A 21,643-nucleotide genomic window follows, 5' to 3' on the forward strand; every position below is an offset into this window, starting at 1 on the left:
GCGATACGTAACTATCGCGATTCCCGACATTTTATGGCATGATCGTTCGCATGAACGATCAGGCCGCATGTGGAACGACAACGGGCGGGCGCCGGGTGGCCGGGCCGGTGCCGGATCGCGCATCCCTGCGCGCGACCGCTCTGGCGCATCTGGCCCGTTTCGGCACTACGCGCGCCGGTTTGACGCAAGTGCTGGAGCGCCGCGTGCAGCGCTGGACCCGGCGCGCCGTCGAGGGCGGCGAACTGTCGGAAGATGTGGAAGCGCGGGCCGCGCCGCTGGGGGCGGTGATCGAACAGGTGGTGGCGGAAATGGTGGCCCTGGGGGCGGTGGATGACGCGGCGTTTGCCGGGTCGCGCGCCCGGTCGCTGACGCGCTCCGGCCGGTCGCGCCGCGCGGTGCAGGCGCATCTGGCGGCGCGGGGGGTGGAGGCGGACATTGTCGGCACCGTGCTGGATGAGACGCTGGGCGAGCGCGGGCAGGACGGGCAGGAGATGGAGCTGGCGGCGGCCCTGATCTTTGCGCGCCGGCGCCGCGCCGGGCCCTTCGCCCCCGTTCACGAAGGGGGCGAGGACGCAGTATCGGGCGACGAATGGGCGGTGCGGCGCCGCAAGGCGCTGGATGCGATGGCCCGGGCCGGGTTCGGCCGCGCGACGGCCGAGGCGGCGCTGGACATGGACCCCGAGGAAGCCGAGGACCGGATTATCCGGATGAAATCGGCGTGAGGGCCGGGGGATGGGTTGCGCGCGGGTTGATGCTGTGCGGCCTGTTGCCGCTGGCGGCCTGTGGGGGCGGGAGCGGCCGTGGCTGGAACGGCTCGGTGCAGTGCGCGCCCTATGCCCGCTCGGTCACCGGGTTGCGGCTGAACGGTGCCGCCGCCGGCTGGTGGCGACAGTCGGAAGGGGCGTATGCGCATACGCATGTGCCCGCGCCGGGTGAGGTTCTGGTGTTCCGCTCCACCCACCGGTTGCCGGACGGGCATGTCTCGGTCGTGCGGCAGGTGCGCGGGTCGCGGGCGATCCTGGTCGATCAGGCGAACTGGGTGCCGGGGCGCATCGATCGTGGCATTCCGGTGGTCGATGTCTCGCAGGCCAATGACTGGTCGGCGGTCAGGGTGTGGTGGCAGCCGGTTCACAGCCTGGGTAAAAGCGTCTATCCCACATATGGGTTCATCTCGCGCGATCTGCCGGATCGTCCGTCGCCGGACGCGTGACGGGGCGCGGGGCAGGCGGCGCTTGCATGGTGGGCCTCCCGGTTCCATGTCATATCGGGATCCATGTCATGTCGGAATTGTCGGGACGGCCGGTGCCGGCCTCGAAGCCGACGGCGCCAAGGCGCGGAAACGAGGGTGTGTGTTATGGGTAGCTTGAGCATCTGGCACTGGCTGATCGTTCTGGCGGTGGTGCTGGTCCTGTTCGGTGGCGGCGGCAAGATCAGCACGCTGATGGGCGATGTCGCGCGCGGCGTGAAATCGTTCAAGAAGAACATGGCCGACGACGAGAGCATGGAAAACGCGAATAGCGGATCGGGCGGGCATATCGCCCCGCCGGGGCCGGCGGCCGGTGCGCAGCGCGATGCCAGCTTCTCGGCATCGAGCCGTCCGTCAGGGTCTTCGACCCCCTGAGCCTGCGGCCGGGCGAACGATTCGGGATCATGTGACGATATGGACCAGATGACGACGACCGATCTGTGGGTCGACGCGGTGCAGGACATCATCGGCGCCGGCCGGCGGATGGACCGGTTCGGCTGGGTGCCGGCCACGGCCGGCAATATCAGCCGCCGCCTGCCGGACGGGCGGATCGCGATCACGCGGTCGGGCGGGCACAAGGGCTTCCTGACCCCGGACGGTGTGATCGAGGTCGGGATGGATGGCAGGGCCATGCATGCCGGCGACCGGCCCAGTGCCGAGACCCTGCTGCATTGTCAGCTCTATGCGCATGATCCGGCCATCGGGGCGGTGCTGCATGGCCATTCCGTCGCCTCGACCGTGCTGTCGATGGCGGCGACGGATGGCGCGATCACCCTGGCGGATTACGAGGTCCAGAAGGTGTTCGAGGGGCAGACCACCCACGAGGCCAGTGTGCGCGTGCCGGTGTTCGACAATGACCAGGACATTGCGCGGCTGTGTACGGTGGTGGCGCCCGATCTGGGGCGGATGCCGGCGGGCTACGTGATTCGCGGCCACGGCGTGTATGTGTGGGGCCCCACGATGGATGTGGCGCTGGCGCGGCTGGAGGGGCTGGAATTCCTGCTGGCCTGCGAACTGGAAAAGAGGAAGCTCGGCCGATGAGTCGCCTGACCGTCTATCGCGACGACGATCCGGGCCATATCGTGCTGCGTACCGAGAGCGCGTCGGAGATGGCCGATACGCTGCGTGGTATTGGCGTGCGTTTCGAACGCTGGAACAGCCCGGTGGTGCCGCCGCCCGATGCCGCGCCCGAGGCCGTGCTGGAAGCCTATCGCCCCTATCTGGATGAGTTGATGGGGGCGACCGGGGCAGGGTCGGCCGATGTGGTGCGGATTACCACCCGGACGCCGAATCTGGCCGAATTGCGGGCGAAGTTCCTGTCGGAACATATCCATAGCGAGGACGAGGTCCGGTTCTTCGTCCATGGCTGGGGCAATTTCGTGCTGCATGTCGGGGGCAGTGTCTATGACGTGCATTGCGTCGCGGGCGACCTGATTTCGGTCCCAGCCGGCATTCCGCACTGGTTCGATGCCGGGATGGAGCCCGATGTCGTGGCCTTGCGGGTCTTTACCGACAAGACCGGTTGGATTGCCCAATATACGGGCGACGATATCGCCCAGCGCTTTCCGGCGGCCTGAGGAGCGGATGATTGTGGCGGAAGCGGTGACGCAGGCGGGCGGGATCGACTCTGTCCTGCTGGATATCGAAGGCACGACGATTCCGGTCGCCTTCGTGCATCAGGTTCTCTTTCCCTATGCCCGTCAGGCATTGCCCGAACTGCTGGCCACACGCGGCGACGAGCCGGCCGTGCGGGATGCGGTGGCCGACATCGCGGCGCTGGCCCCCGGCGTGGAGCCGCTGGCGCAGTTGAATGCCTGGATGGATCGGGACGAGAAGATCGGCCCGCTGAAGGCGTTGCAGGGACTGGCATGGGCGGAGGGCTACCGCACCGGCGCCTTGCAGGCCGCGCTGTATCCCGACGTGCTGCCGGCCCTGCGGCGCTGGCATGCGGGCGGGCTGCGGCTGGCGGTCTATTCCTCGGGTTCCGAGGCGGCGCAGCGCCTGATCTATGGCCATACGACCGAGGGCGACGTGCGCGGCCTGTTCGACGGGTTCTACGACCTGCGGATCGGCGGCAAGCGCGAGGCGGATAGTTATCACGCCATTCTGGCCGAGGCCGGCTGGGTTGCCGGGCGCACCCTGTTCCTGTCCGACATCGTGGCCGAATTGGACGCGGCGGCGGTGGCGGGGCTGCGGACCTGCCAGCTTGCCCGGCCGGAGGACGGCACCCGCCCGGGCGATACGCACCCGGTGGCCGCGACGTTGGACGAGGTGGCGCGCCTGTTCGCCCTGCCTGACGCGCCATGAGGGCGCACCTGCATACCGGCTGGCGCCACATCCCCGCCGAGGCGCGGGGCATGGCGGCGGCGCTGGGCAATTTCGACGGCGTGCATCTGGGCCATGCCCATCTGCTGCATACGCTGCATACGGCGCGGCCCGATCTGGGGCTGGCGGTGGTGACCTTCGAGCCCCATCCGCGCGAATTGTTCCGCCCGCAGGACCCGCCCTTCCGCCTGACGCTGGCCGAGGAACGGCTGGCCGCCCTGTCCGCGCTGGGCGTGCGCCATGTCTTTCAGATTCCCTTCGATGCCGCGTTCAGCGCCATGACCGCCGAGCGGTTCGTGACCGATGTGCTGCATGAGGGGCTGGGCCTGCGTCACCTGGCCTGCGGGGCCGATTTCGCCTTCGGCCATCGCCGGGGCGGCAATGCCGCGTTCCTGGCCGAGCGGGCCGAGGAACTGGGGATCGGGATGACCACGGTACCGGCATTGGCCGACGAGGGTGGTCCCTATTCCTCGACGCGCATTCGCCGGCTGTTGCAGGACGGCTATCCCGAGCGGGCGGCCGAGGAGCTGGGGCGCCCCTGGGCGATCCGGGGCGTGGTGCAGCATGGCGACAAGCGCGGGCGCCTGCTGGGCTTTCCCACGGCCAACGTGCCGCTGGGCCGGCATCTGGAACCGGCGCGTGGCGTCTATGCCGTGACCGTGCGGCTGCCGGACGGGCGGACCTGGCCGGGTGTCGCCAATATCGGCCGCCGGCCGACCATTGATGACGGGCAGGAGAGTCGGCTGGAGGTCCATCTGCTGGATTTCGAGGGGGATCTCTATGGCCAGACCCTGTCGGTCGCCCTGCATACGCTGCTGCGCGAGGAGCGGCGTTTCGAAGGGCTCGACGCGCTGAAGGCGCAGATCGCCGAGGATGCGGCGACCGCTCGATCCTATCTGGACCGGCTGGTGCGGGCGGGCGCCTTCCCCCAAGCTTGACCATCCGGTGCGCGGCTCCGCATAAGGTTGGGTCCGCGAGGGGAGGGGCATAATCCTTCCGTCACATCGTTATCCATTGTCGCCAGTAGCCAGAAATTCAGGGTCATGACCGAGTCGAAGTCACAGGATCTCTATCGGGATACGGTATTCCTGCCGAAAACCAGCTTCCCCATGCGGGGCAGCCTGCCGAAGCGGGAGCCGGAGATTCTGGCGCACTGGGCGGCGAGCGGCCTGGACGGGCTGCTGCGCGCGCAGGCCGAAGGCCGGCCGTCCTTCATGCTGCATGACGGGCCGCCTTATGCGAACGGCCACCTGCATATCGGCCACGCGCTGAACAAGATCCTGAAGGATGTGGTCAACCGTGCCCACCGCATGGCCGGTTTCGCGGTGCATTACCGCCCCGGCTGGGACTGCCACGGCCTGCCGATCGAATGGAAGATCGAGGAGGAATATCGCAAGTCCGGCCGCGACAAGGATTCGGTGCCGGTTCTTCAGTTCCGTGCCGAATGCCGGGCCTATGCCGCGAAATGGGTCGAGATCCAGGCCGCCGAGTTCCGCCGCCTGGGTGTGCAGGCCGAGTGGGACGAGCGCTATGCCACGATGGATTTTTCCTCCGAGGCGACGATCGCCGAGGAAATCGGCCGCTTTCTGCTGAACGGGCTGCTCTATCGCGGCCTGCGCCCGGTGATGTGGAGCCCGGTGGAGAAGACGGCCCTCGCCGAGGCCGAAATCGAATATCGCGACCATGAATCGACCACGATCCATGTCGCGTTCCCGTTCATCCACGACCCGACGCCGACCCGGGCGCTGCAGGATGTCTCGGCCGTTATCTGGACGACCACGCCCTGGACCATCCCCGGCAACCGCGCCATCGCCTTCGGGCCCGAGATCACCTATGCGGTGCTGCGCGTCGATGGCGTGACCGACAATGCGCTGCTGGAACCGGGGGCCCGCCTGCTGGTGGCCGAGGCGCTGATTGCGCCGTTCTGCGCCGCCGCCGGGGTCACCGAGCATTACGTGCTCTACACCATGCCGGGCGAGGCGCTGACGGGGGCGATCTGCGCCCATCCGCTGCGCGGCGAGGGCTATGATTTCGACGTGCCGCTGCTGGGCGGCGAGTTCGTCACCACCGATGCCGGCACCGGCCTGGTCCATATGGCCCCGGCGCATGGCGAGGACGATTTCGCCCTGACGGTGGCGAATGGGATCGAGGTGCCGGAACTGGTCCTGGATGACGGGCGCTATGCCGACTGGGTGCCGCTGTTTGCCGGCGCGCATGTCTTCAAGGCCGCCGACCCGGTCTGCGCGGCGCTGACGCAGGCGATGGAGCGGGCCAATAATGACGGCGCGGCGCCGGCCGGGCTGGTTGCGCGGTCGACGCTGGTGCATTCCTATCCCCATTCCTGGCGGTCGCGGGCGCCGGTGATCTATCGCGCCACGCCGCAATGGTTCATCCGCATGGATGGTGAGGGAGAGCTGCGCGCCCGCGCGCTGAAGGCGCTGGAGGATGTGACCTTCGTGCCGGCCCAGGCGCGCAACCGCCTGACCTCGATGGTTGCCGGGCGCCCCGACTGGTGCATCAGCCGCCAGCGGGCATGGGGTGTGCCGATCGCGGTGTTTGTCGAGAAGCGGAGCGGCGAGGTGCTGCGCGACCCGGCGGTGATGCAGCGCATCGTGGACGCCTTCCGCACCGAGGGCGCGGATGTGTGGTACAGCGCCCCGGCCAGCCGGTTCCTGGGCAACGAACGCAACCCCGACGAGTACGAGCAGGTGTTCGATATCGTCGATGTGTGGTTCGAGAGCGGGTCGACCCATGCGTTCGTGCTGGGGCGCGACGGCATGCCGTTCCCGGCCGACCTGTATCTGGAAGGATCGGACCAGCATCGCGGCTGGTTCCAGTCCTCGCTGCTGGAAAGTGTGGGCACGCGGGGGATCGCGCCCTATCGCGCGCTGGTGACCAACGGCTTCGTGCTCGACGAGCAGGGCCGCAAGATGTCCAAGTCGCTGGGCAATGTCGTGGCGCCGCAGGACGTGAACGACTCGCTGGGTGCGGACATCCTGCGCCTGTGGGTGATGAATTCCGACACCAATGAAGATCTGCGCATCGGCAACGAGATCCTGAAGCAGCAGGGCGAGCTGTATCGCCGGCTGCGCAACACGCTGCGCTGGCTGCTGGGCGCACTGGACGGCTTTACCGATGCCGAGCGCGTGCCCTACGAGCAGATGCCCGAGCTGGAACAATGGGTGCTGCATCGTCTGACCGAGCTGGGCGCGCAGATCGACCGTGCGGTGAAGACGCATGAATGGGTCGGCGTCTATGCCGCCCTGCACGGGTTCTGCGCCACCGACCTGTCGGCCTTCTATTTCGACGTGCGCAAGGATGCGCTCTATTGCGACGGCACCGACAGCCTGCGCCGCCGGGCCGCGCGCACGGTGCTGGACCAGTTGCATCGCTGCCTGTGCGCGTGGCTGGCGCCGGTGCTGGTCTTTACCGCCGAGGAAGCGTGGACGGCGCGTTTCGGCGAGGGGGAGAGCGTGCATCTGCAATCCTTCCCTTCGTTGCCGGAAGAGTGGATCCGCCCGGATCTGGCCGATCGCTGGGCGACGTTGCGCGGCGTGCGCCGTGTCGTGACGACCGAGATCGAGGCCGCGCGGCGTGGCGGCATCGTGGGGTCGTCGCTTCAGGCGGCGCTGGACCTGAAACTGTCGGAGGAAGAGGCCGGGCGCTTCGCCGATGTCGATTGGTGCGAACTGGCCATCGTGTCGCAGGCGTCGATCACGGTGGAGCCGGGGGCGGCGTCGATCTTCCTCTCCGGCGCAGCCGAGGGCGAGGAACGTGACGGCGGTGCGGTCGGGGCCCATGGCGTGCCGAGCATCTCGGCGGCGTCGGGGCATAAATGTGCCCGCTGCTGGAAGGTGCTGGACGAGGTCGGGAGCCATGCGGGCCATCCCGAACTGTGCCTGCGCTGCGTTGCCGTCGTCGACGCGCGGGCCGACGCGTGAGCGAAGCCGTGCTGGCCGCCGGCGCGCCCCGGCTGGCCTGGCGCTGCCGCGCCATCGGCGCCGCGCTGTTCCTGCTCGTCCTGCTGTTGGATCAGGGCAGCAAATACTGGATTCTGTACGGCCTGGACCTGCCGGACCGGGTGTCGGTTCCGGTGCTGCCGTTCTTCAACCTGACCATGGTGTGGAACCACGCGATCACCTTCGGCATGCTGGGCGGGCTGGCGGGGATGGGGCGCATCGTCTTCACCGCGCTGGCCCTGGCGGTGGTGCTGGTGCTGACGATCTGGCTCGCGAGGACGACCCGTCCCTGGGTGGCCGGCGGGCTGGGCGCGGTCATGGGCGGGGCGATCGGCAATGTGATCGACCGGCTCCATTACGGGGCGGTGGTCGATTTCGTGCATCTGCATGCGTACGGGCACAGTTTCTATGTGTTCAACCTGGCCGATGCCTCGATCGATTGCGGCGTCGCGATTTTGCTGTTCGACAGCCTGACCGAGCGGCGCGGCCTTGCCGAAACCGGGCAGAGGCGGTAGAAAGCGAAGCATGGCGCCCCTATTCCCTCGTCTGCTTCCGTTCGCACTTCTGCTGTCGGGCGGAGTCCTTCTTGCCGGTTGCTCCGGCTCGGACCTCAATCGGGCCTTCGGCCTGGAACGCGATTCGCCGGATGAGTATACGGTGACGACGCGCGCTCCGCTGTCGATGCCGCCGACCCAGGAACTGGCGGTTCCGCACAGCGATGCGTCGCGGCCGCAGGATGAGAGCCCGAGATTGCAGGCGCTGGAGACCCTGTCGCCCAACGTTGCGCTACAGGGTGCCGACGGCACGCCCAGCGCCGGCCAGGCCGCGCTGGTGAACGAGGCCGATGCGGCGTCGGAAAGCTCCGACAAGGGCGAGCTTGGCCAGGCGGGGCAGGGCTTCATCAACCAGCTGATGTTCTGGAACGGCGGGGGAGCCGGCGGCGAGGTGGATGGCGATGCCGAGAACCGCCGTCTGCGCCAGAACGCGGCGCTGGGCAACAGCCCGACCCAGGGCGCCACGCCGACCGTCAAGAGCAAGGCCCCGAGCAACTAGCCACCAGTAACGCGCTACCAGGGACGGTTCGGCCGGTCGGCCGGCCGGGAGTGGGGACCGGCCGTGGCCGGTCCTTTTTTCATTGTAAGCTCGATCCCGGGGTGCGCCAGCCGGCAAGCTTGCCGCCCTCTATCGTGAGCGCCGGGAAAGCCAGACCGTGCGGGACGGTTTCAAAAATCCATCTGTGCGGAGCCAGGATCGTAGTGCGTTTCAGGCGATCCTCATCGACGTCTTTCAGGAGCGCCTGCCGCCTCGTACCAGGCGGCTGACGTCCGGTCGGCGAACAGGTCGAACTGGCATTCCCTGATCGGGTTCTCTATCTCGCCACGCGCGCAATAGGGTGTGTTGGCATAGAGATCGGAGCAACCCCATCTCTATTTGCAATCGGGGCGTTTCGGTCGCATGAGCATATGCCAATAGAAACCTAATCAAAAAATAAAATTCTCCTGTCAATGGGATGGCTTGTCCATCGATCACGCCCGCTTCCTGTCTTTATCCTTCATCGTCGCTGGGGTCACGATCCTTTGTGAAACATGAATAACTCGAATAATGGTTAATGTATTACTGACAAGGGATTTTTTTCTTGCGCGTCCCGGCGGAGGACATGTAGGCAGGCGATGCGGGGCATGGACCCTGTTTGGAATGCCCCGTATCGACGGCGTCTCACTGAATTCCTGGTGCATCCGTTTATCGCGGGGGCAGAATGATGTTGCAGATCCACTGGCATGATCGATGTAACTTCGGGCGATAGAGGCGGAGCCAAAATGTGCACGTCTTCTCGATGGCAATAAATCTGAAGAATGTTATCGATATATTCATATATGAGACGAAAAACTAGAGACGTAAAAATCGTCCAAAATAAAAGATAAAAATAAATAAATGCTCTCACTATCTCTGGAACGGAGGCTGTGTGATGATTATTTATGTTTATCAAGAAAATAGAATTTCCGGATTTTTCTCGCGCGGGACCGGAATTTCTTCATGAAGTTCATCGAGACATTCGCGGATGCCCACGCTGCTGCGAGCAGCCATGCCGGGGACGACAGACCTGCCGATAAGGCCAGGCAGGATGGCGGCAATGCGTCGGGGGCGCCCAATGATGACGCACAAGCCTACCCGCCCATTGCGCCTGAGCCGACACAGCGCACCGAGACGGGCATTCGCTACGATTTCAATTGCGGCTGCCGGGTCGTGCTGCCCACGCCGCCGGCCCGCGCCACGTGGCATATCCGCCTGACCGATCGTGACAGCGGGAACATCCTTTTCGAGCATAGAGGTGTGTCCGACGCGTTGGTGAATTCGACGAAACGCTGGTTCGTCAATTTCTACATCGAGGTCTGGAAGGAGGTGCCCGAACCGGCGGGTGGCGTCATCGAGGAATTGGTATTCAGCCATCGATTCGATCCGCGCGGCAAGGACATCCTGATCCAGTTTCCTGTCGGAACCCTGGGGGATACGCTCGGCTGGATGCCCTATGCCGCCCGTTTCGCGGAAAAGCATGGCGCGCACATCACCTGCGCCCTGTCGGCGCTGATCCGTCCCCTGTTCGTCGACGCTTATCCGCATATCCGTTTCCTGACGCATGAGGAAATCAATGCGCAAAAGCTGAATACGACATTCTATGCCACCTATAGCCTGGGCCTGTTCTTCGACGATGAGGCCTGCGACTGGCAACCGACGGATTTCCGCCATGTCGGACTGCACAGGACCGCGGCGCATATCCTGGGGGTCGATCCAACCGAGGAGGCGGCCAGGATCAGCATTCCCGATGAAGGGCGCCCGATCGACGAACCCTATGTCTGCATCGCCGCCCAGGCATCGAGCCAGTGCAAATACTGGAACAATCCCTATGGGTGGGGGGAGGTCATCGCCTGGCTGAAGGAGCAGGGCTATCGCGTGGTCTGTATCGACCAGAAACGCGTTCACGGCACCGGGCTGGTCTGGAACCACATCCCCTACGGGGCCGAGGACCAGACGGGCGACCGGCCGCTCGTGGAGCGGGCCAGGTGGCTGAAACATGCCGATTTCTTCGTCGGCCTGTCGAGCGGGCTGTCCTGGCTGGCATGGTCCACGGGAACGCCGGTGGTGATGGTCTCGGGCTTCACGCACCCGACAAACGAATTCGAAACATCCGGACGCGTCAACTGCTGGCATGTCTGCAATTCCTGCTGGAACGATCCGAAGGAACGGTTCGACCACAAGGATTTCCTGTGGTGCCCCAGGCACAAGGGAACAGAACGGCAGTTCGAATGCACCAAGTCCGTCACCGGGAAGATGGTGATCGGGAAGATTCTTCACATCATGCAGGAAAGGACGCACTGAGATGAGCTATGTTTCCAATGGCATCCTATACGTCAATGACTTCGTTGCCGGTGGAAGTCGTCCCGGAACGTTCTACGGCAGTCCTTTTTCTTCCGCGATCGTGCTTTCGGGCGGGACGCTTGGGGGCGGGGCCGTCAATTCGGGCGGCACCGTGACCGTCCTCAACGGGGGAATCCTGTCGGGCGCGACCATCAATAATAGCGGACAGGTCTATGTGAGCAGCGGGGGCACCGTCTCGGGAACCACCTCCGTCACCTCCGGTGGCACGCTCGTCTTCAGCAGCGGCGTCTCGCTGGGGTATGGCGGCAGCACGGGTGTCGCCGTGTTCTCGGGCGGCAATGTCGTGCTGAATTCCGGTACGTCCCAATATTACTACACCACAACCTTGTCAGGCGGCACGCTGACCGCATACAGGTCGCCTAGCCTGACCTACACGAGTGCCGGCGGTACCGTTGTTCTGGACGGCGCCCAGGGTGCTTACTCGATGTCCACGACACTTGTCGCGGCGAACATCAATGTCGTTGCCAAAAACGGCGCGACGCTGAGCAATACGACATTGCTTTCGGGCAATACGCTGACCGCCATCTCCGGAGGAACGGTCCAGAATATCTCCGTATCCTCCGGCGCCACGCTGAACGTTTCGAGCGGCGCCTTCATTACCAGCCAGGTCACGCTGGGCAATGGCGCGTCGGCATCGGTATCGGTCATCGCCGGCGGCTCCATCGTGCTGAACGGCAGCAACAACGCGGCCCTGACCCTGACCGGGACCGGCAGTTCCACGGTGGCGATCAGCGGCTTCAACGGCACGGCGCCCGGCAATTCGGACCAGATCACCCTGGCCGACGTCCCGACGGCGAACGTCGCCTCCGTCTCCTATCCCGATGGCAATCATGTCACTTTCACGATGAAGGACGGGTCCGCCACCACCCTGAACATCCTCAACGTGAGCAGTTCGGGCTATACGCTCGGCACCGACAGCACGGGCGATCTGGTCTATATGGTCTGCTATCTGGCGGGCACGATGATCCGGATGGCCGACGGCGGCGAATGCGCGGTCGAGGAGATCGGGATTGGCGACAGCGTCCTGACCTATGACTGGCGCGAGGGCCGCGACCGCGTCCGCCCCGTCATATGGGCCGGGCATCAGCATGTCGCGGTCCGCCCCGATCTTCCGGACGATCAGGCAGGCTATCCGGTGCGGGTCGCGGCCAACGCCATCGCCGACGGGGTGCCTTGCAAGGACCTGCTGATCACGTCCGAACACAGCCTGTTCTTCGGCGGAAAATTCATCCCCGTTCGCATGCTGGTGAATGGCAGGAGCATTTTCTACGATCGTTCCATCACCTGTTACGACTACTACCATATCGAGACGGACCGGCATTCGGTGATCATGGCCGATGGCGTGCTGTCCGAAAGCTATCTGGACACAGGCAACCGGCGTGGCTTTACCCAGCACGGGAGCGTGCTGACGCTGGGCGGCAGGGTCGGCACCTGGCAGGAGGATGCGGCCGCACCGCTGACGGTAGACCGTGCATTCGCCGAACCGCTGTTCCGCCAGATCGATGCCCGTGCCGCCTTGCTGGCCGGTCAGGCGGACGGCGAGAATGCCCCGACGCTCACAATGGACATGGATCTGCGTCTCGTTACCGAAGACGGTGCGACCATCCGCCCGGCGCGCAGGACCGACAGCACGGTCATATTCATGCTCCCCTCCGACGTCGAGACCGTGCGCGTCGTCTCCCGCGCCAGCCGTCTCTGCGACACTATCGGCCCGTTCGTCGACGATCGCCGCCTGCTTGGCGTGGCTGTCGGCGAGGTCAGGATATTCGAGGGGAATCATGTCGCCGTCATCCGCGCGCATCTGACGGAGCCGGCGCTGGATGGCTGGAACGTGCTGGAATGGGAGGATACACGCTGGACGACCGGCGACGCCCGGTTGCCGTTGGGCAAGCGCAGCCCCAACAGCGTTGCCCTCCTGGCCATCCAGATCAGGGCGGGTGGTCCTTATCTCGTCGACAGCGGTCCGGACGCGGTGCGCGTCCGGACCGCCTGACCACGAGGCGTACGGCGCGCCTGGCGCGGACCCGCGTGCCGGGCGGTGTGGTTGGGGAGCGATCAGTCATGATCGCTCCCCATGCCGATCGGCGGCGGTTCCCCGCTGCGTCTCTCATCGAAAAGGACTTCATCCCCTCAGGGTGGATGGTCTAGCCTGACAAGATGAGTGATTCGCCCGTCCTGCCCGTCCGACCGGTGATCCGGCGTCTGTCGGAACAGGTGGTCAACCGCATTGCGGCGGGTGAAGTCATCGAACGTCCTGCTGCCGCGTTGAAGGAACTGGTCGAGAACGCGATCGATTCCGGTGCGCGGCGGATCGCGATCCTGCTGGAGCAGGGCGGGATCAACCGTATCGAAGTGGTCGATGACGGGTGCGGCATGACGCCGGACGACCTGATGCTGGCGGTCGAGCGGCATTGTACCTCGAAACTGCGCGACGAGACGCTGGTGCGGATCGAGACCCTGGGCTTCCGGGGCGAGGCGCTGCCCTCGATCGGGGCCGCGGCGCGGCTGTCGGTGACGTCGCGCCCGCATGGGGCGGACAGTGCGTGGCGGGTGACGGTGGAAGGCGGGCTGGTGAGCGCGCCCGCGCCCTGTGCCGGCCCGGCCGGGACCCGCGTGGTGGTGGAAGATATGTTCTTCGCGACACCTGCCCGGCGGAAATTCCTCAAGAGTCCCCGGGTCGAGGGCGGCCATGCCGACATCACGGTGCGCCGGCTGGCCCTGTCGGTGCCGCATGTCGCGTTTCGCCTGCAACTGGACGACCGGGTGGTGTTCGACCTGCCGTGCCAGGACATGGCGGCGCGTGTGGCGGCCATTCTGGAGACCGAGGGCGCGGACGGCATGCTGCCGGTGGAGGGCGTGAAGGGCGATCTGGTGCTGAGCGGCTTTGCCTGCGGGCCGTCGGTGCATCGGGCGACGGCGGCGGGGCAGATCCTGCTGGTCAATGGCCGGCCGGTGGTCGATCCGGTGCTGCGCACGGCGGTGCGCGTCGGCTACCGGCATGTGATCGAGCATGGGCGGCATGCGGTGGTGGCGCTGTCACTGACCATTCCGCCCGACATGGTCGATGTGAATGTCCATCCGGCGAAGACCGAGCTGCGCTTTGCCGACCCGGCCGCGGTGCGGGGGCTGGTGATCGGCGCGCTGGGCCGGGCGCTGGGGGGCGGGGCGGGCGTGGCCGGGGTGCGGCCGGGCTTGTTGCAGTCGCGCACGGCGGGGCCGGCGCGGATCTGGTATCCGCCGGCCGATCCCGTGCCCGCGCGTCCGGCGGCGCCGGTCTTTGCGGCGCCGGGGCCGGCGGCGTTTTCCGGCGGGCGACTCGATCTGGGCGATCGGCCGGCCGCGCGTGTGCTGGACCCGGTCTTGCCGGCGGTGCCGCCGGTAGCGGGGGCGGGCACGGGCCCGGCGCCGCTGGAAGATGAGGGTGCCATGCTGGCCGATCCGGCGGATTATCCGCTGGGCGCGCCGGTGGCGCAGGTGATGGGGACCTATGTCATCGCGGTGTCGGGCGACGGGGCGCTGGTGCTGGTGGATCAGCATGCCGCGCATGAGCGCCTGACGCATGAGCGGCTGCGGGCCCAGTATCTGGACGGTACGCTGCGCGCCCAGCGGCTGTTGCTGCCCGAAGTGGTGACCCTGCCGCGCGGGCAGGCCGAGGCGGTGCTGTCCCGGGCCGGCACGCTGTCGGCGCTGGGGGTGGAGATCGAGCCGTTCGGCGGCGATGCGGTGCTGGTGCGGGCGCTGCCGGCGCTGCTGGGCACCGACGACCCGGCCGGGCTGCTGCGGGACATGGCCGAGGAAATGGCCGAGGACGATCTGGCCGATGCGGACGAGGTGCAGGCGCTGGACGGGCGGCTGGATGCCATCCTGGCCAGGATGGCCTGCCACGGCAGCGTCCGGGCCGGGCGCAGCCTGACGCGGGCGGAGATGGATGCGCTGCTGCGCGACATGGAACGGACGCCGCGTGCCGGCACCTGTTCGCACGGGCGGCCGACCTGGCTGAAGCTGAGTCGCGCGGATCTGGAAACGCTGTTCGGGCGGCGATAACCGCCGCGATTGCCCGCGTGTGGTGGAAAATGCGGGGCTGGTTCAACGTCAGCGCGTGGCCGTGGTTGTGCAAAGCGCCGAAAACCGATGCTGCTCGGGAGAACGTGATGCGGCGCCCGGGTGGTCTCGCTGCCGGAACAGGGATAGGCTTCGCCATCTTTCACGGACGATGAGACCGACGTGCATCCCATCCTGCTCTCCCTGGTCACGTATCTGCCGCTGGGCGGCGCGCTTGCCATCTTCCTGATGCGCGGCACCTCCGAGGCGATCGAGACCGCGTCGCGATGGGTGGCGCTGTGGACCAGCCTGCTGGTCTTCGCGCTGTCGGTGGTGATGTGGGGCGAGTTCGATCCGCAGGTGCCGGGCTTTCAGTTCGTGCAGCAGGCGGACTGGGCGGCGTCGTTCGGTGTTTCGTACCATACCGGGGTCGACGGGATCAGCCTGCTGTTCGTGCTGCTGTCCACCTTCCTGACGCCGCTGGCGGTGATCGGCGGGTGGAAGCTGGTGACGACCCGGGTGCGCGACTACATGGTTGCGCTGCTGCTGCTGGAAACCACGCTGGTCGGCCTGTTCTCGGCGCTGGACCTGGTTCTCTTCTACGTGTTCTACGAGGCGACGCTGATTCCGGGCAGCCTGATGATCGGCGTATGGGGTGGGCCGAAGCGGGTCTGGGCCTCGATGCAGTTCTTCCTGTTCACCTTCGGCGGGTCGCTGTTCATGCTGCTGGCGCTGCTGGCGATGTGGACCATGACCGGCACCACCGACATTCCCGCGCTGATGCATGCGAATTTCGCGCCTTCCATGCAGTGCTGGCTGCTGCTGGGCTTTATCCTGGCCTTCGGGGTGAAGCTGCCGCTGTTCCCGCTGCATGCGTGGCTGCCCGATGCCTATACCGAGGCGCCCACGCCCACGACGGCGCTGCTGTCAGGCGTGCTGTCGAAGGCCGGCGCCTATGGGCTGCTGCGTTTCGGCGTGCTGATGTTCCCCGACGCGGCGCGGCTGTTTGCGCCCTATGTGCTGACGCTGGGCGTCATCGCCGTGATCTATGCCGCCATCGTCGCCCTGGCGCAGACGGACATGAAGCGGCTGATCGCCTATTCCTCGTTCTCGCACATGGGGGTGATCGCGGTCGGCCTGTTCACGCTTACGCCCGAGGGCATTGATGGCGCGATCTTCCAGATGCTGTCGCATGGCGTGATCATCACCGCCCTGTTCTTCTGCGTGGCCGCCGTGTCCTGGCGGGCCGAGACGCGGTCGATCGACGCGTTCTCGGGTGTCGCGCACAAGATGCCGGTGCTGGCGACGCTGGGGATGCTGTTCGTCATGGCCAATATCGGCCTGCCCGGCACCGGTGCCTTCGTCGGCGAATGGCTGGTGATGGTGGGGGCGATCCATGTCTCGTTCTGGATCGCCTTCCTGGCCGGCAGCAGCATGATCCTGGGTGCGGTCTATATGCTGGTGCTGTATCGCCGGGTGATGTTCGGCGCGCCGGGGCGCGGGGTGGTGGCGATGCTGCGTGACCTGACCGGGCCGGAACTGGCGGTTCTGGTGCCCTGCGCGCTGGTCACGCTGTGGATGGGTATTCATCCCACGAGCTTCCTGCGGGTGTTCGATCCGGCGGTGGTCAATGCCGTCTCGGCGCCCCCGGCACAGGCTGGGCTGGCACCGGTTCATCTCGCGTCCCGCTGACCGGCCCTGATGGCCGGCCGTCGCCGGAGCTTTTGACGCAGTCTGCTTAAAGCAGGCCATCCTGCGCTGCCGCGACGACCTCGCGCGTCAGGGCGTCCAGCAGCCGGGTGCCGATGCGGGCATGCTGCCAGTAGAGCGGCACGTCCAGATGGTGGTTCGGCGTCAGGCTGACTAGTTGCCCGGTGCGCAGGTGGTTGGCGACCAGGGGGATGGGGTTCATGCACCAGCCCATTCCGGCCAGGGCGGCGTCGATGAAGCCGTGGGTGGACGGAATCCAGTGTGTCGGCATGTCCGGTTCGGGCCCGAAGAGGGTGCGGGCCCAGCGGGCGTGCAGATCGTCCCGCCGGTCGAACCGCAGGACTGGAGCCCGGGCCAGGGATTCGGCGTCGACGCCGCTTGCGAACCATTGCGCCACGAAGGCGGGTGACGCCGTTGCCGCATAGCGCAGGGCGCCCAGCGGGACGGTACGGCATCCCTGGACGGGCGTGTGGTCGGTGGTCACGGCGGCCAGCACGTCGCCCGTGCGCAGCCGTTCGGCCGTATGGTCCTCGCCCGCGATGACCAGGTCGACCAGCCGGTCGCCGCGCCCGGCAAAGCCCGCGATGGCGGGAATGAACCAGGTGGCCAGGCTGTCGGCATTGACCGCGACGCGGATCGTCGGCGGCCCGGACTCGGCGATCTGGCTTGCCAGCCCGGGCAGGGCGGAGGCCATCTCGCCCTCCAGCAGGCGGACCCGTTCGACATGGGCGCACAGCCGCGCGCCGATCGCGGTGACGTCGCAGGGTTGCCCGCGCACGATCAGCACGGCGCCCAGCCGGTCTTCCAGCGTGCGCACCCGCTGCGACACCGCCGAGGCCGTGACGCCCAGCGCCGCCGCCGCGCGTTCGAAACTGCCCTCCCGCGCGACGGCGGCGACGGCGGCCAGCGCGGCGTAATCCAGCATCGGATTTAGCTCCGCTTAATCAGGTGAAGAGAATTAAGCTGGATTACGCGACCATCGCCCGGCATGGAAGCGGCCATGTTGATTCCTTCCGGCTTTGCCAGCGGGTTCGGCCTTGCGGCCGCCCTGATCGTCGCCATCGGCGCCCAGAATTTGTTCGTCCTGCGTCAAGGGCTGCTCCGGCGGCATGTCGTGCCGGTGGTGATGTTCTGCACCCTGTCCGACATGCTGCTGGTCTCGGCCGGTGTGCTGGGGATGGGGGTGATTGTGCAGAAGATGCCTGCGCTGATCTGGGTCATGTCCCTGGGCGGCGCGGTGTTTCTGGCGTGGTACGGGTTCGGTGCCCTGCGGCGTGCCTTTGCCCCTTCCGCAATGGTGGCCGAGGGGGGCTCGGGGCAGGATAGCCTGGCCGGCACGCTGGGGCGGGCTGCGGCGTTTACCTATCTGAACCCGCATGTCTATCTGGACACGGTGCTGCTGATGGGGGCGGTGGGCGGCGGGCTGCCGGGTGGGGCCAGGCCGCTGTTCGTGGCCGGGGCGGCGACGGCCAGCGCCTTGTGGTTTACCGGCCTGGGATTCGGTGCGCGCCTGCTGCGCCCGATCTTTGCCCGCCCGGCTGCGTGGCGCGTGCTGGATGGGATCGTCGCGGCGGTGATGCTGGCGCTGGCCGGCATGCTGGCGGTGCGTGGCCTTGGCGCCGCGACGCCCTGGCTGGCCATGCTGCACAGGCTATAAAGGCGCGGTTCGGGGACTCTTCAAAGGCGCGGTTCGGGGACTCTTCAGGGCTGGTCAGCCGGGGTGATGATATGCTCCGATAGGTGCGTGGTTTTCCTGCGACGCGGAGTGGCCCGGATGCCCGTTCCATCATCGAAGAAATGGTTTGCCGCGAAGCGTTATGGCATCGGTGCGGGCCTGCCTGTCGCGTGGCAGGGCTGGGTGACGCTGCTGCTGCTGTTCCTCGGGGCCGTTCTGTCCGTTTCGGCCATTCCGGTATTTTTTCATTCCACCATTGCGGTTTTTGTCGAAATCGTAATCATTCTCGTCATCCTGGCTGTCTTTCTCGTGGTTTGCGCGGCGAAGACGGAAGGAGGTTGGAGGTGGCGCTGGGGTGACGAACGCGAGTGACCTCCGGAACCGGGCGAGGTTGATGCAAGGTTGGATGCGGCGGGTGTGGGCGATGTGGGGACTGGCATGAAGCATATTTCCGCTGCCAGTCCGGCGGGGGCCCATGGCTGGCGGCCGATCGTCATCATGGCGCTGCTGTTCTTCAGCATCGGCTTCGTCACCTGGCTGAACGGGCCGCTGATCACGTTCGTGCAGCTTGCCTTCAGCCTCAGCGATGTCGCGGCCTTTCTGGTTCCATCCTGTTTTTATCTGGCTTATTTCGTTTTTCCGCTGCCCGCGATGCTGCTGGCGCGCCGGACCGGGCTGAAGGCCGGCATGGCGATCGCGCTGATGGTGATGGCGGGCGGCACGGCGCTGTTTGGCGAATGCGTGACCGGGCGCTGGTATCCTGGCGCGCTGGCGGGGCTGGGGGTCATCGGTGCCGGCCTGTCGCTGCTGCAGGTGACGATCAATCCGTATGTCACGCTGCTGGGGCCGCATGATCGCGCGGCGCAGCGGATCGCGATCATGGGCACGGCGAACAAATTCGCCGGCATCCTGGCGCCGCTGGTCTTCGCTTCCCTGGTGATGCGCGATATCGGCGGCATTGCCACCCTGGTTCAGGGAGCGCCGTCCCTGGCCGCGCGGGATGCCGTGCTGATGCATTTCACCCGCGCGGTGCATGCGCCGTACCTGTTCATGGCCGTGCTGCTGCTGGTGATGGCGGTGTGGGTCCTGCGGTCGCGCCTGCCGGATATCGGGATCGGGCCGGAGGTGTCGGGGCCGGCCGACAGGAGGGATGGGGGCCTGTTCCTGCTGGCGCTCGGGGTGTTCAGCACGTTCCTTTATGTCGGGGTGGAAGTCATGGCGGGGGATGCGATCGGCCTGTATGGCCGCTCCTTCGGCCTGTCGCTGGACGTGACCAAATATTTTACCGCCGTGACCCTGGCGGCGATGCTGGCGGGGTATCTGGCCGGCATGGTGGTGGTGCCGCGTCTGGTGTCGCAACTGCGCTATATGGGGCTGTCCTGCGCCATGGGGCTGGCGCTGTGCGCGGCGGCGTGGATGACGACGGGCCTGGCGTCCGTGCTGTGCGTGGCGCTGCTCGGCTTTGCCAATGCGATGATCATGCCGGCGCTGTTTCCGGTGGTCATGCGGACGATGGGCCGGCATGCCGAGCATGCGGCGTCATTGCTGGTGATGGCGTTTTGCGGTGGGGGCGTGCTGCCGCAAATATTTGTGCATCTGGCGCGGCTTTGCGGGGCGCACGCCGCCTTCGTGCTTGTTGCGGCGCCGGTCTATCTGGTCATTCTGGCTTACGTATTGATTTTATTCACGTCTCCCAACTCCGATATGAGGGTGTCAAAAAATGTCCCTTTTCATATTCCGGAGAACGACAATGACGTCTGCGCGACCATCAGATTTTAAAGCGATAGCGTCGGATTACTTTGATCAATTCATAGCGTCGGGGCAGCCATTTAGTGGGGTCAAAGGAGTCCCAATGACGAGCTTGCTCGAGGATTACCTCCAGGAGCATGAAATATATAATGTCTCTTCCGCAGTGGATTTCTTAAAGAAATGTGGATTTGGGTTGGTTTATCAGGATGTTGATAAGAGATTGAACGTATCTAGACAATTTAGAAAGTTATGGCTTGGAAAATCCACGAAAATTGTAAGGGGTATATTTCCTCTATTGCCTACGGAGCTCTATGCGTCAGTTTACATCTCGAATGATGACGCCGAAAAAATTGGAAAACTTGAATTAACTGCTTTCCCCTCTGCCTTTTAAGGGGATTTTTATGCCATGTCTGAAGAAACGATCCAGGTTATCTTTCAGCCAATCCAAGGCGCCAGTTTGCGGCCTGATGGTGCGTCGTGAAGGGCGCGCGCCGTTGGAGGCGCGCATCTGATGCCGGCCTGTCGTCAGGGATGAGGTGCCGGCGGCACCGACGGTTGCGGTGGCTGATAGAGTGAGAGGGCGGCGATCGGCTGAACGAAGATCTCGCGCCGGTTCCAGGGAATCCAGACCCGGTGGCGGCGGAGGAATTCCGCCCCCAGGAGGCTGTGATCGGTCTCGCCGATCCTCAGGACGGGATGGTTGAAGCGGAAGGGACCGAGTTCAAGACTGTCGAACCTGTGCAGGAATCGGGCTGTTTTCTCGTCGTCAATGCCGAAGCCGATGCCCTTGCGATCATTGGCGAGGTCGGATTTCCTGACGCCTGCCTCTTCGGCATCGTCCGCGGAAATCAGGGTATTAAACGCGCCGCTGTCGAGAATCGCGTCCATGGCATGGTTGTTGAGTTTGACGCGGACGATGATCTTGGTCTGATCCCTGCCGTCATGGTCGGTGGGGACCTCGTAATAGGCGCCGGTCCAGTGCGGGATGATGCCCTTGCAGCCATGGACATCGTACAAATTGACCCGATGGTTCGGCAGGTCGAAGACGACATCGTAACTAGACAGGAAGTCGGCGCCGAGAAGCCCGACAATGGGACGCCCCTTGATGGTGCGACCGTCCATCAGCTTGCCGACGGCGACGAAGGATACATCCGAAGCCGTTGCACTGCCCAGGCCAACCGTATGGGCCGTGACGATCGTGCCGGTGGTTTCGCCGCCGACACCACGCAGGCGGACCTGCCGGAAGCTGGAATCCAGGTCGAGCTTGTCGACCTGCTGCGGCCAGATGCTGCTGACGATGGCACCGGTATCGACGATGAGTGCCACGGGATGCCCATTGACGGTCGCCTTGACGACCGGGGAACCGCGATCGTTCAGGACGTCCAGATCGCCGACCGAGGCGATGGTGCAGGAGCCGTTATCAGCGCATGCGCTGAGGCCGAGGGGGATGCACAACGGCAACCAGCGCAGGGATCGAAACATGGCGTCATGTTAGGATGTTAT

At 65.7% G+C, this 21,643-nt stretch carries 20 protein-coding genes; 18 read left to right on the forward strand and 2 right to left on the reverse strand.

Annotated features, from left to right (window positions below; translation table 11 throughout):
* Nucleotides 1-50: 50 nt before the first annotated feature.
* The 14 genes from HLH35_RS14465 to HLH35_RS14530 all read left to right on the forward strand — a co-directional run bounded on the left by HLH35_RS14465 (nt 51) and on the right by HLH35_RS14530 (nt 16,698).
* Nucleotides 51-722, forward strand: a complete 672-nt coding sequence (locus HLH35_RS14465; protein ID WP_182979809.1) for a regulatory protein RecX — start codon at nt 51-53, stop codon at nt 720-722.
* A 29-nt stretch (nt 723-751) separates the two neighbouring features.
* Nucleotides 752-1,210 (forward strand): CHAP domain-containing protein, encoded by a 459-nt coding sequence (locus tag HLH35_RS14470; protein WP_182979859.1) that lies wholly within the window; start codon nt 752-754, stop codon nt 1,208-1,210.
* A gap of 144 nt (nt 1,211-1,354) precedes the next feature.
* The gene (locus HLH35_RS14475; protein ID WP_182979810.1) at nt 1,355-1,621 is read left to right on the forward strand and encodes a twin-arginine translocase TatA/TatE family subunit; all 267 of its coding nucleotides are present in this window, start codon (nt 1,355-1,357) and stop codon (nt 1,619-1,621) included.
* A 48-nt stretch (nt 1,622-1,669) separates the two neighbouring features.
* Nucleotides 1,670-2,287, forward strand: coding sequence for a methylthioribulose 1-phosphate dehydratase (locus tag HLH35_RS14480; protein ID WP_408870130.1), 618 nt, complete (start codon nt 1,670-1,672; stop codon nt 2,285-2,287).
* Nucleotides 2,284-2,823: a 1,2-dihydroxy-3-keto-5-methylthiopentene dioxygenase gene (locus HLH35_RS14485; protein WP_182979812.1), complete on the forward strand. Its 540-nt coding sequence runs from the start codon at nt 2,284-2,286 to the stop codon at nt 2,821-2,823. Before HLH35_RS14480 ends, HLH35_RS14485 begins: the two co-directional genes overlap by 4 nt.
* A gap of 7 nt (nt 2,824-2,830) precedes the next feature.
* Complete coding sequence (mtnC, locus tag HLH35_RS14490; protein ID WP_182979813.1) at nt 2,831-3,553, forward strand: acireductone synthase; 723 nt, start codon at nt 2,831-2,833, stop codon at nt 3,551-3,553.
* A complete protein-coding gene (locus HLH35_RS14495; protein ID WP_182979814.1) occupies nt 3,550-4,509 on the forward strand; it encodes a bifunctional riboflavin kinase/FAD synthetase in 960 nt (319 codons plus the stop codon). Before mtnC ends, HLH35_RS14495 begins: the two co-directional genes overlap by 4 nt.
* Before the next feature lie 105 nt (nt 4,510-4,614).
* Nucleotides 4,615-7,512, forward strand: coding sequence for an isoleucine--tRNA ligase (gene ileS / locus HLH35_RS14500; protein ID WP_182979815.1), 2,898 nt, complete (start codon nt 4,615-4,617; stop codon nt 7,510-7,512).
* Complete coding sequence (gene lspA, locus HLH35_RS14505; protein ID WP_338029363.1) at nt 7,509-8,045, forward strand: signal peptidase II; 537 nt, start codon at nt 7,509-7,511, stop codon at nt 8,043-8,045. The genes ileS and lspA overlap by 4 nt, the downstream gene beginning before the upstream one ends.
* Nucleotides 8,046-8,055: 10 nt before the next feature.
* Nucleotides 8,056-8,583: a DUF3035 domain-containing protein gene (locus HLH35_RS14510; protein WP_182979817.1), complete on the forward strand. Its 528-nt coding sequence runs from the start codon at nt 8,056-8,058 to the stop codon at nt 8,581-8,583.
* Between the two features lie 981 nt (nt 8,584-9,564).
* Nucleotides 9,565-10,905 carry an autotransporter strand-loop-strand O-heptosyltransferase gene (locus tag HLH35_RS14515; RefSeq protein ID WP_182979818.1) on the forward strand — a complete coding sequence of 447 codons (1,341 nt, stop codon included), beginning with the start codon at nt 9,565-9,567 and terminating at the stop codon, nt 10,903-10,905.
* Nucleotide 10,906: 1 nt separating this feature from the next.
* Nucleotides 10,907-12,958, forward strand: a complete 2,052-nt coding sequence (locus HLH35_RS14520; RefSeq protein ID WP_182979819.1) for a Hint domain-containing protein — start codon at nt 10,907-10,909, stop codon at nt 12,956-12,958.
* Nucleotides 12,959-13,122: 164 nt separating this feature from the next.
* On the forward strand, nt 13,123-15,009 hold the full coding sequence (gene mutL, locus HLH35_RS14525) for a DNA mismatch repair endonuclease MutL (RefSeq protein ID WP_182979820.1): 1,887 nt from the start codon (nt 13,123-13,125) through the stop codon (nt 15,007-15,009).
* A 180-nt stretch (nt 15,010-15,189) separates the two neighbouring features.
* The gene (locus HLH35_RS14530) at nt 15,190-16,698 is read left to right on the forward strand and encodes an NADH-quinone oxidoreductase subunit M (RefSeq protein ID WP_182979821.1); all 1,509 of its coding nucleotides are present in this window, start codon (nt 15,190-15,192) and stop codon (nt 16,696-16,698) included.
* 46 nt (nt 16,699-16,744) lie between these two features.
* On the opposite strand, the gene HLH35_RS14535 is transcribed toward HLH35_RS14530, so the two are convergent.
* Nucleotides 16,745-17,641, reverse strand: coding sequence for a LysR family transcriptional regulator ArgP (locus tag HLH35_RS14535; protein ID WP_182979822.1), 897 nt, complete (start codon nt 17,639-17,641; stop codon nt 16,745-16,747).
* Nucleotides 17,642-17,716: 75 nt separating this feature from the next.
* Between HLH35_RS14535 and HLH35_RS14540 the strand changes: the two genes are divergently transcribed.
* From HLH35_RS14540 to HLH35_RS14555, 4 genes are all read left to right on the forward strand, one after another.
* Nucleotides 17,717-18,373: a LysE/ArgO family amino acid transporter gene (locus tag HLH35_RS14540; RefSeq protein WP_182979823.1), complete on the forward strand. Its 657-nt coding sequence runs from the start codon at nt 17,717-17,719 to the stop codon at nt 18,371-18,373.
* A 117-nt stretch (nt 18,374-18,490) separates the two neighbouring features.
* The gene (locus HLH35_RS14545) at nt 18,491-18,763 is read left to right on the forward strand and encodes a hypothetical protein (protein WP_182979860.1); all 273 of its coding nucleotides are present in this window, start codon (nt 18,491-18,493) and stop codon (nt 18,761-18,763) included.
* 66 nt (nt 18,764-18,829) lie between these two features.
* Nucleotides 18,830-20,170 carry a glucose/galactose MFS transporter gene (gene gluP, locus HLH35_RS14550; RefSeq protein WP_182979824.1) on the forward strand — a complete coding sequence of 447 codons (1,341 nt, stop codon included), beginning with the start codon at nt 18,830-18,832 and terminating at the stop codon, nt 20,168-20,170.
* Between the two features lie 73 nt (nt 20,171-20,243).
* Nucleotides 20,244-20,531, forward strand: coding sequence for a hypothetical protein (locus HLH35_RS14555; RefSeq protein WP_182979825.1), 288 nt, complete (start codon nt 20,244-20,246; stop codon nt 20,529-20,531).
* A 134-nt stretch (nt 20,532-20,665) separates the two neighbouring features.
* Here HLH35_RS14555 and HLH35_RS14560 read toward each other — a convergent pair whose 3' ends face one another.
* Nucleotides 20,666-21,622 carry an aspartyl protease family protein gene (locus HLH35_RS14560; RefSeq protein WP_182979826.1) on the reverse strand — a complete coding sequence of 319 codons (957 nt, stop codon included), beginning with the start codon at nt 21,620-21,622 and terminating at the stop codon, nt 20,666-20,668.
* Between the last annotated feature and the right edge of the window lie 21 nt (nt 21,623-21,643).

Source organism: Gluconacetobacter asukensis, from assembly GCF_014174375.1.
Lineage (GTDB): Bacteria > Pseudomonadota > Alphaproteobacteria > Acetobacterales > Acetobacteraceae > Gluconacetobacter > Gluconacetobacter asukensis.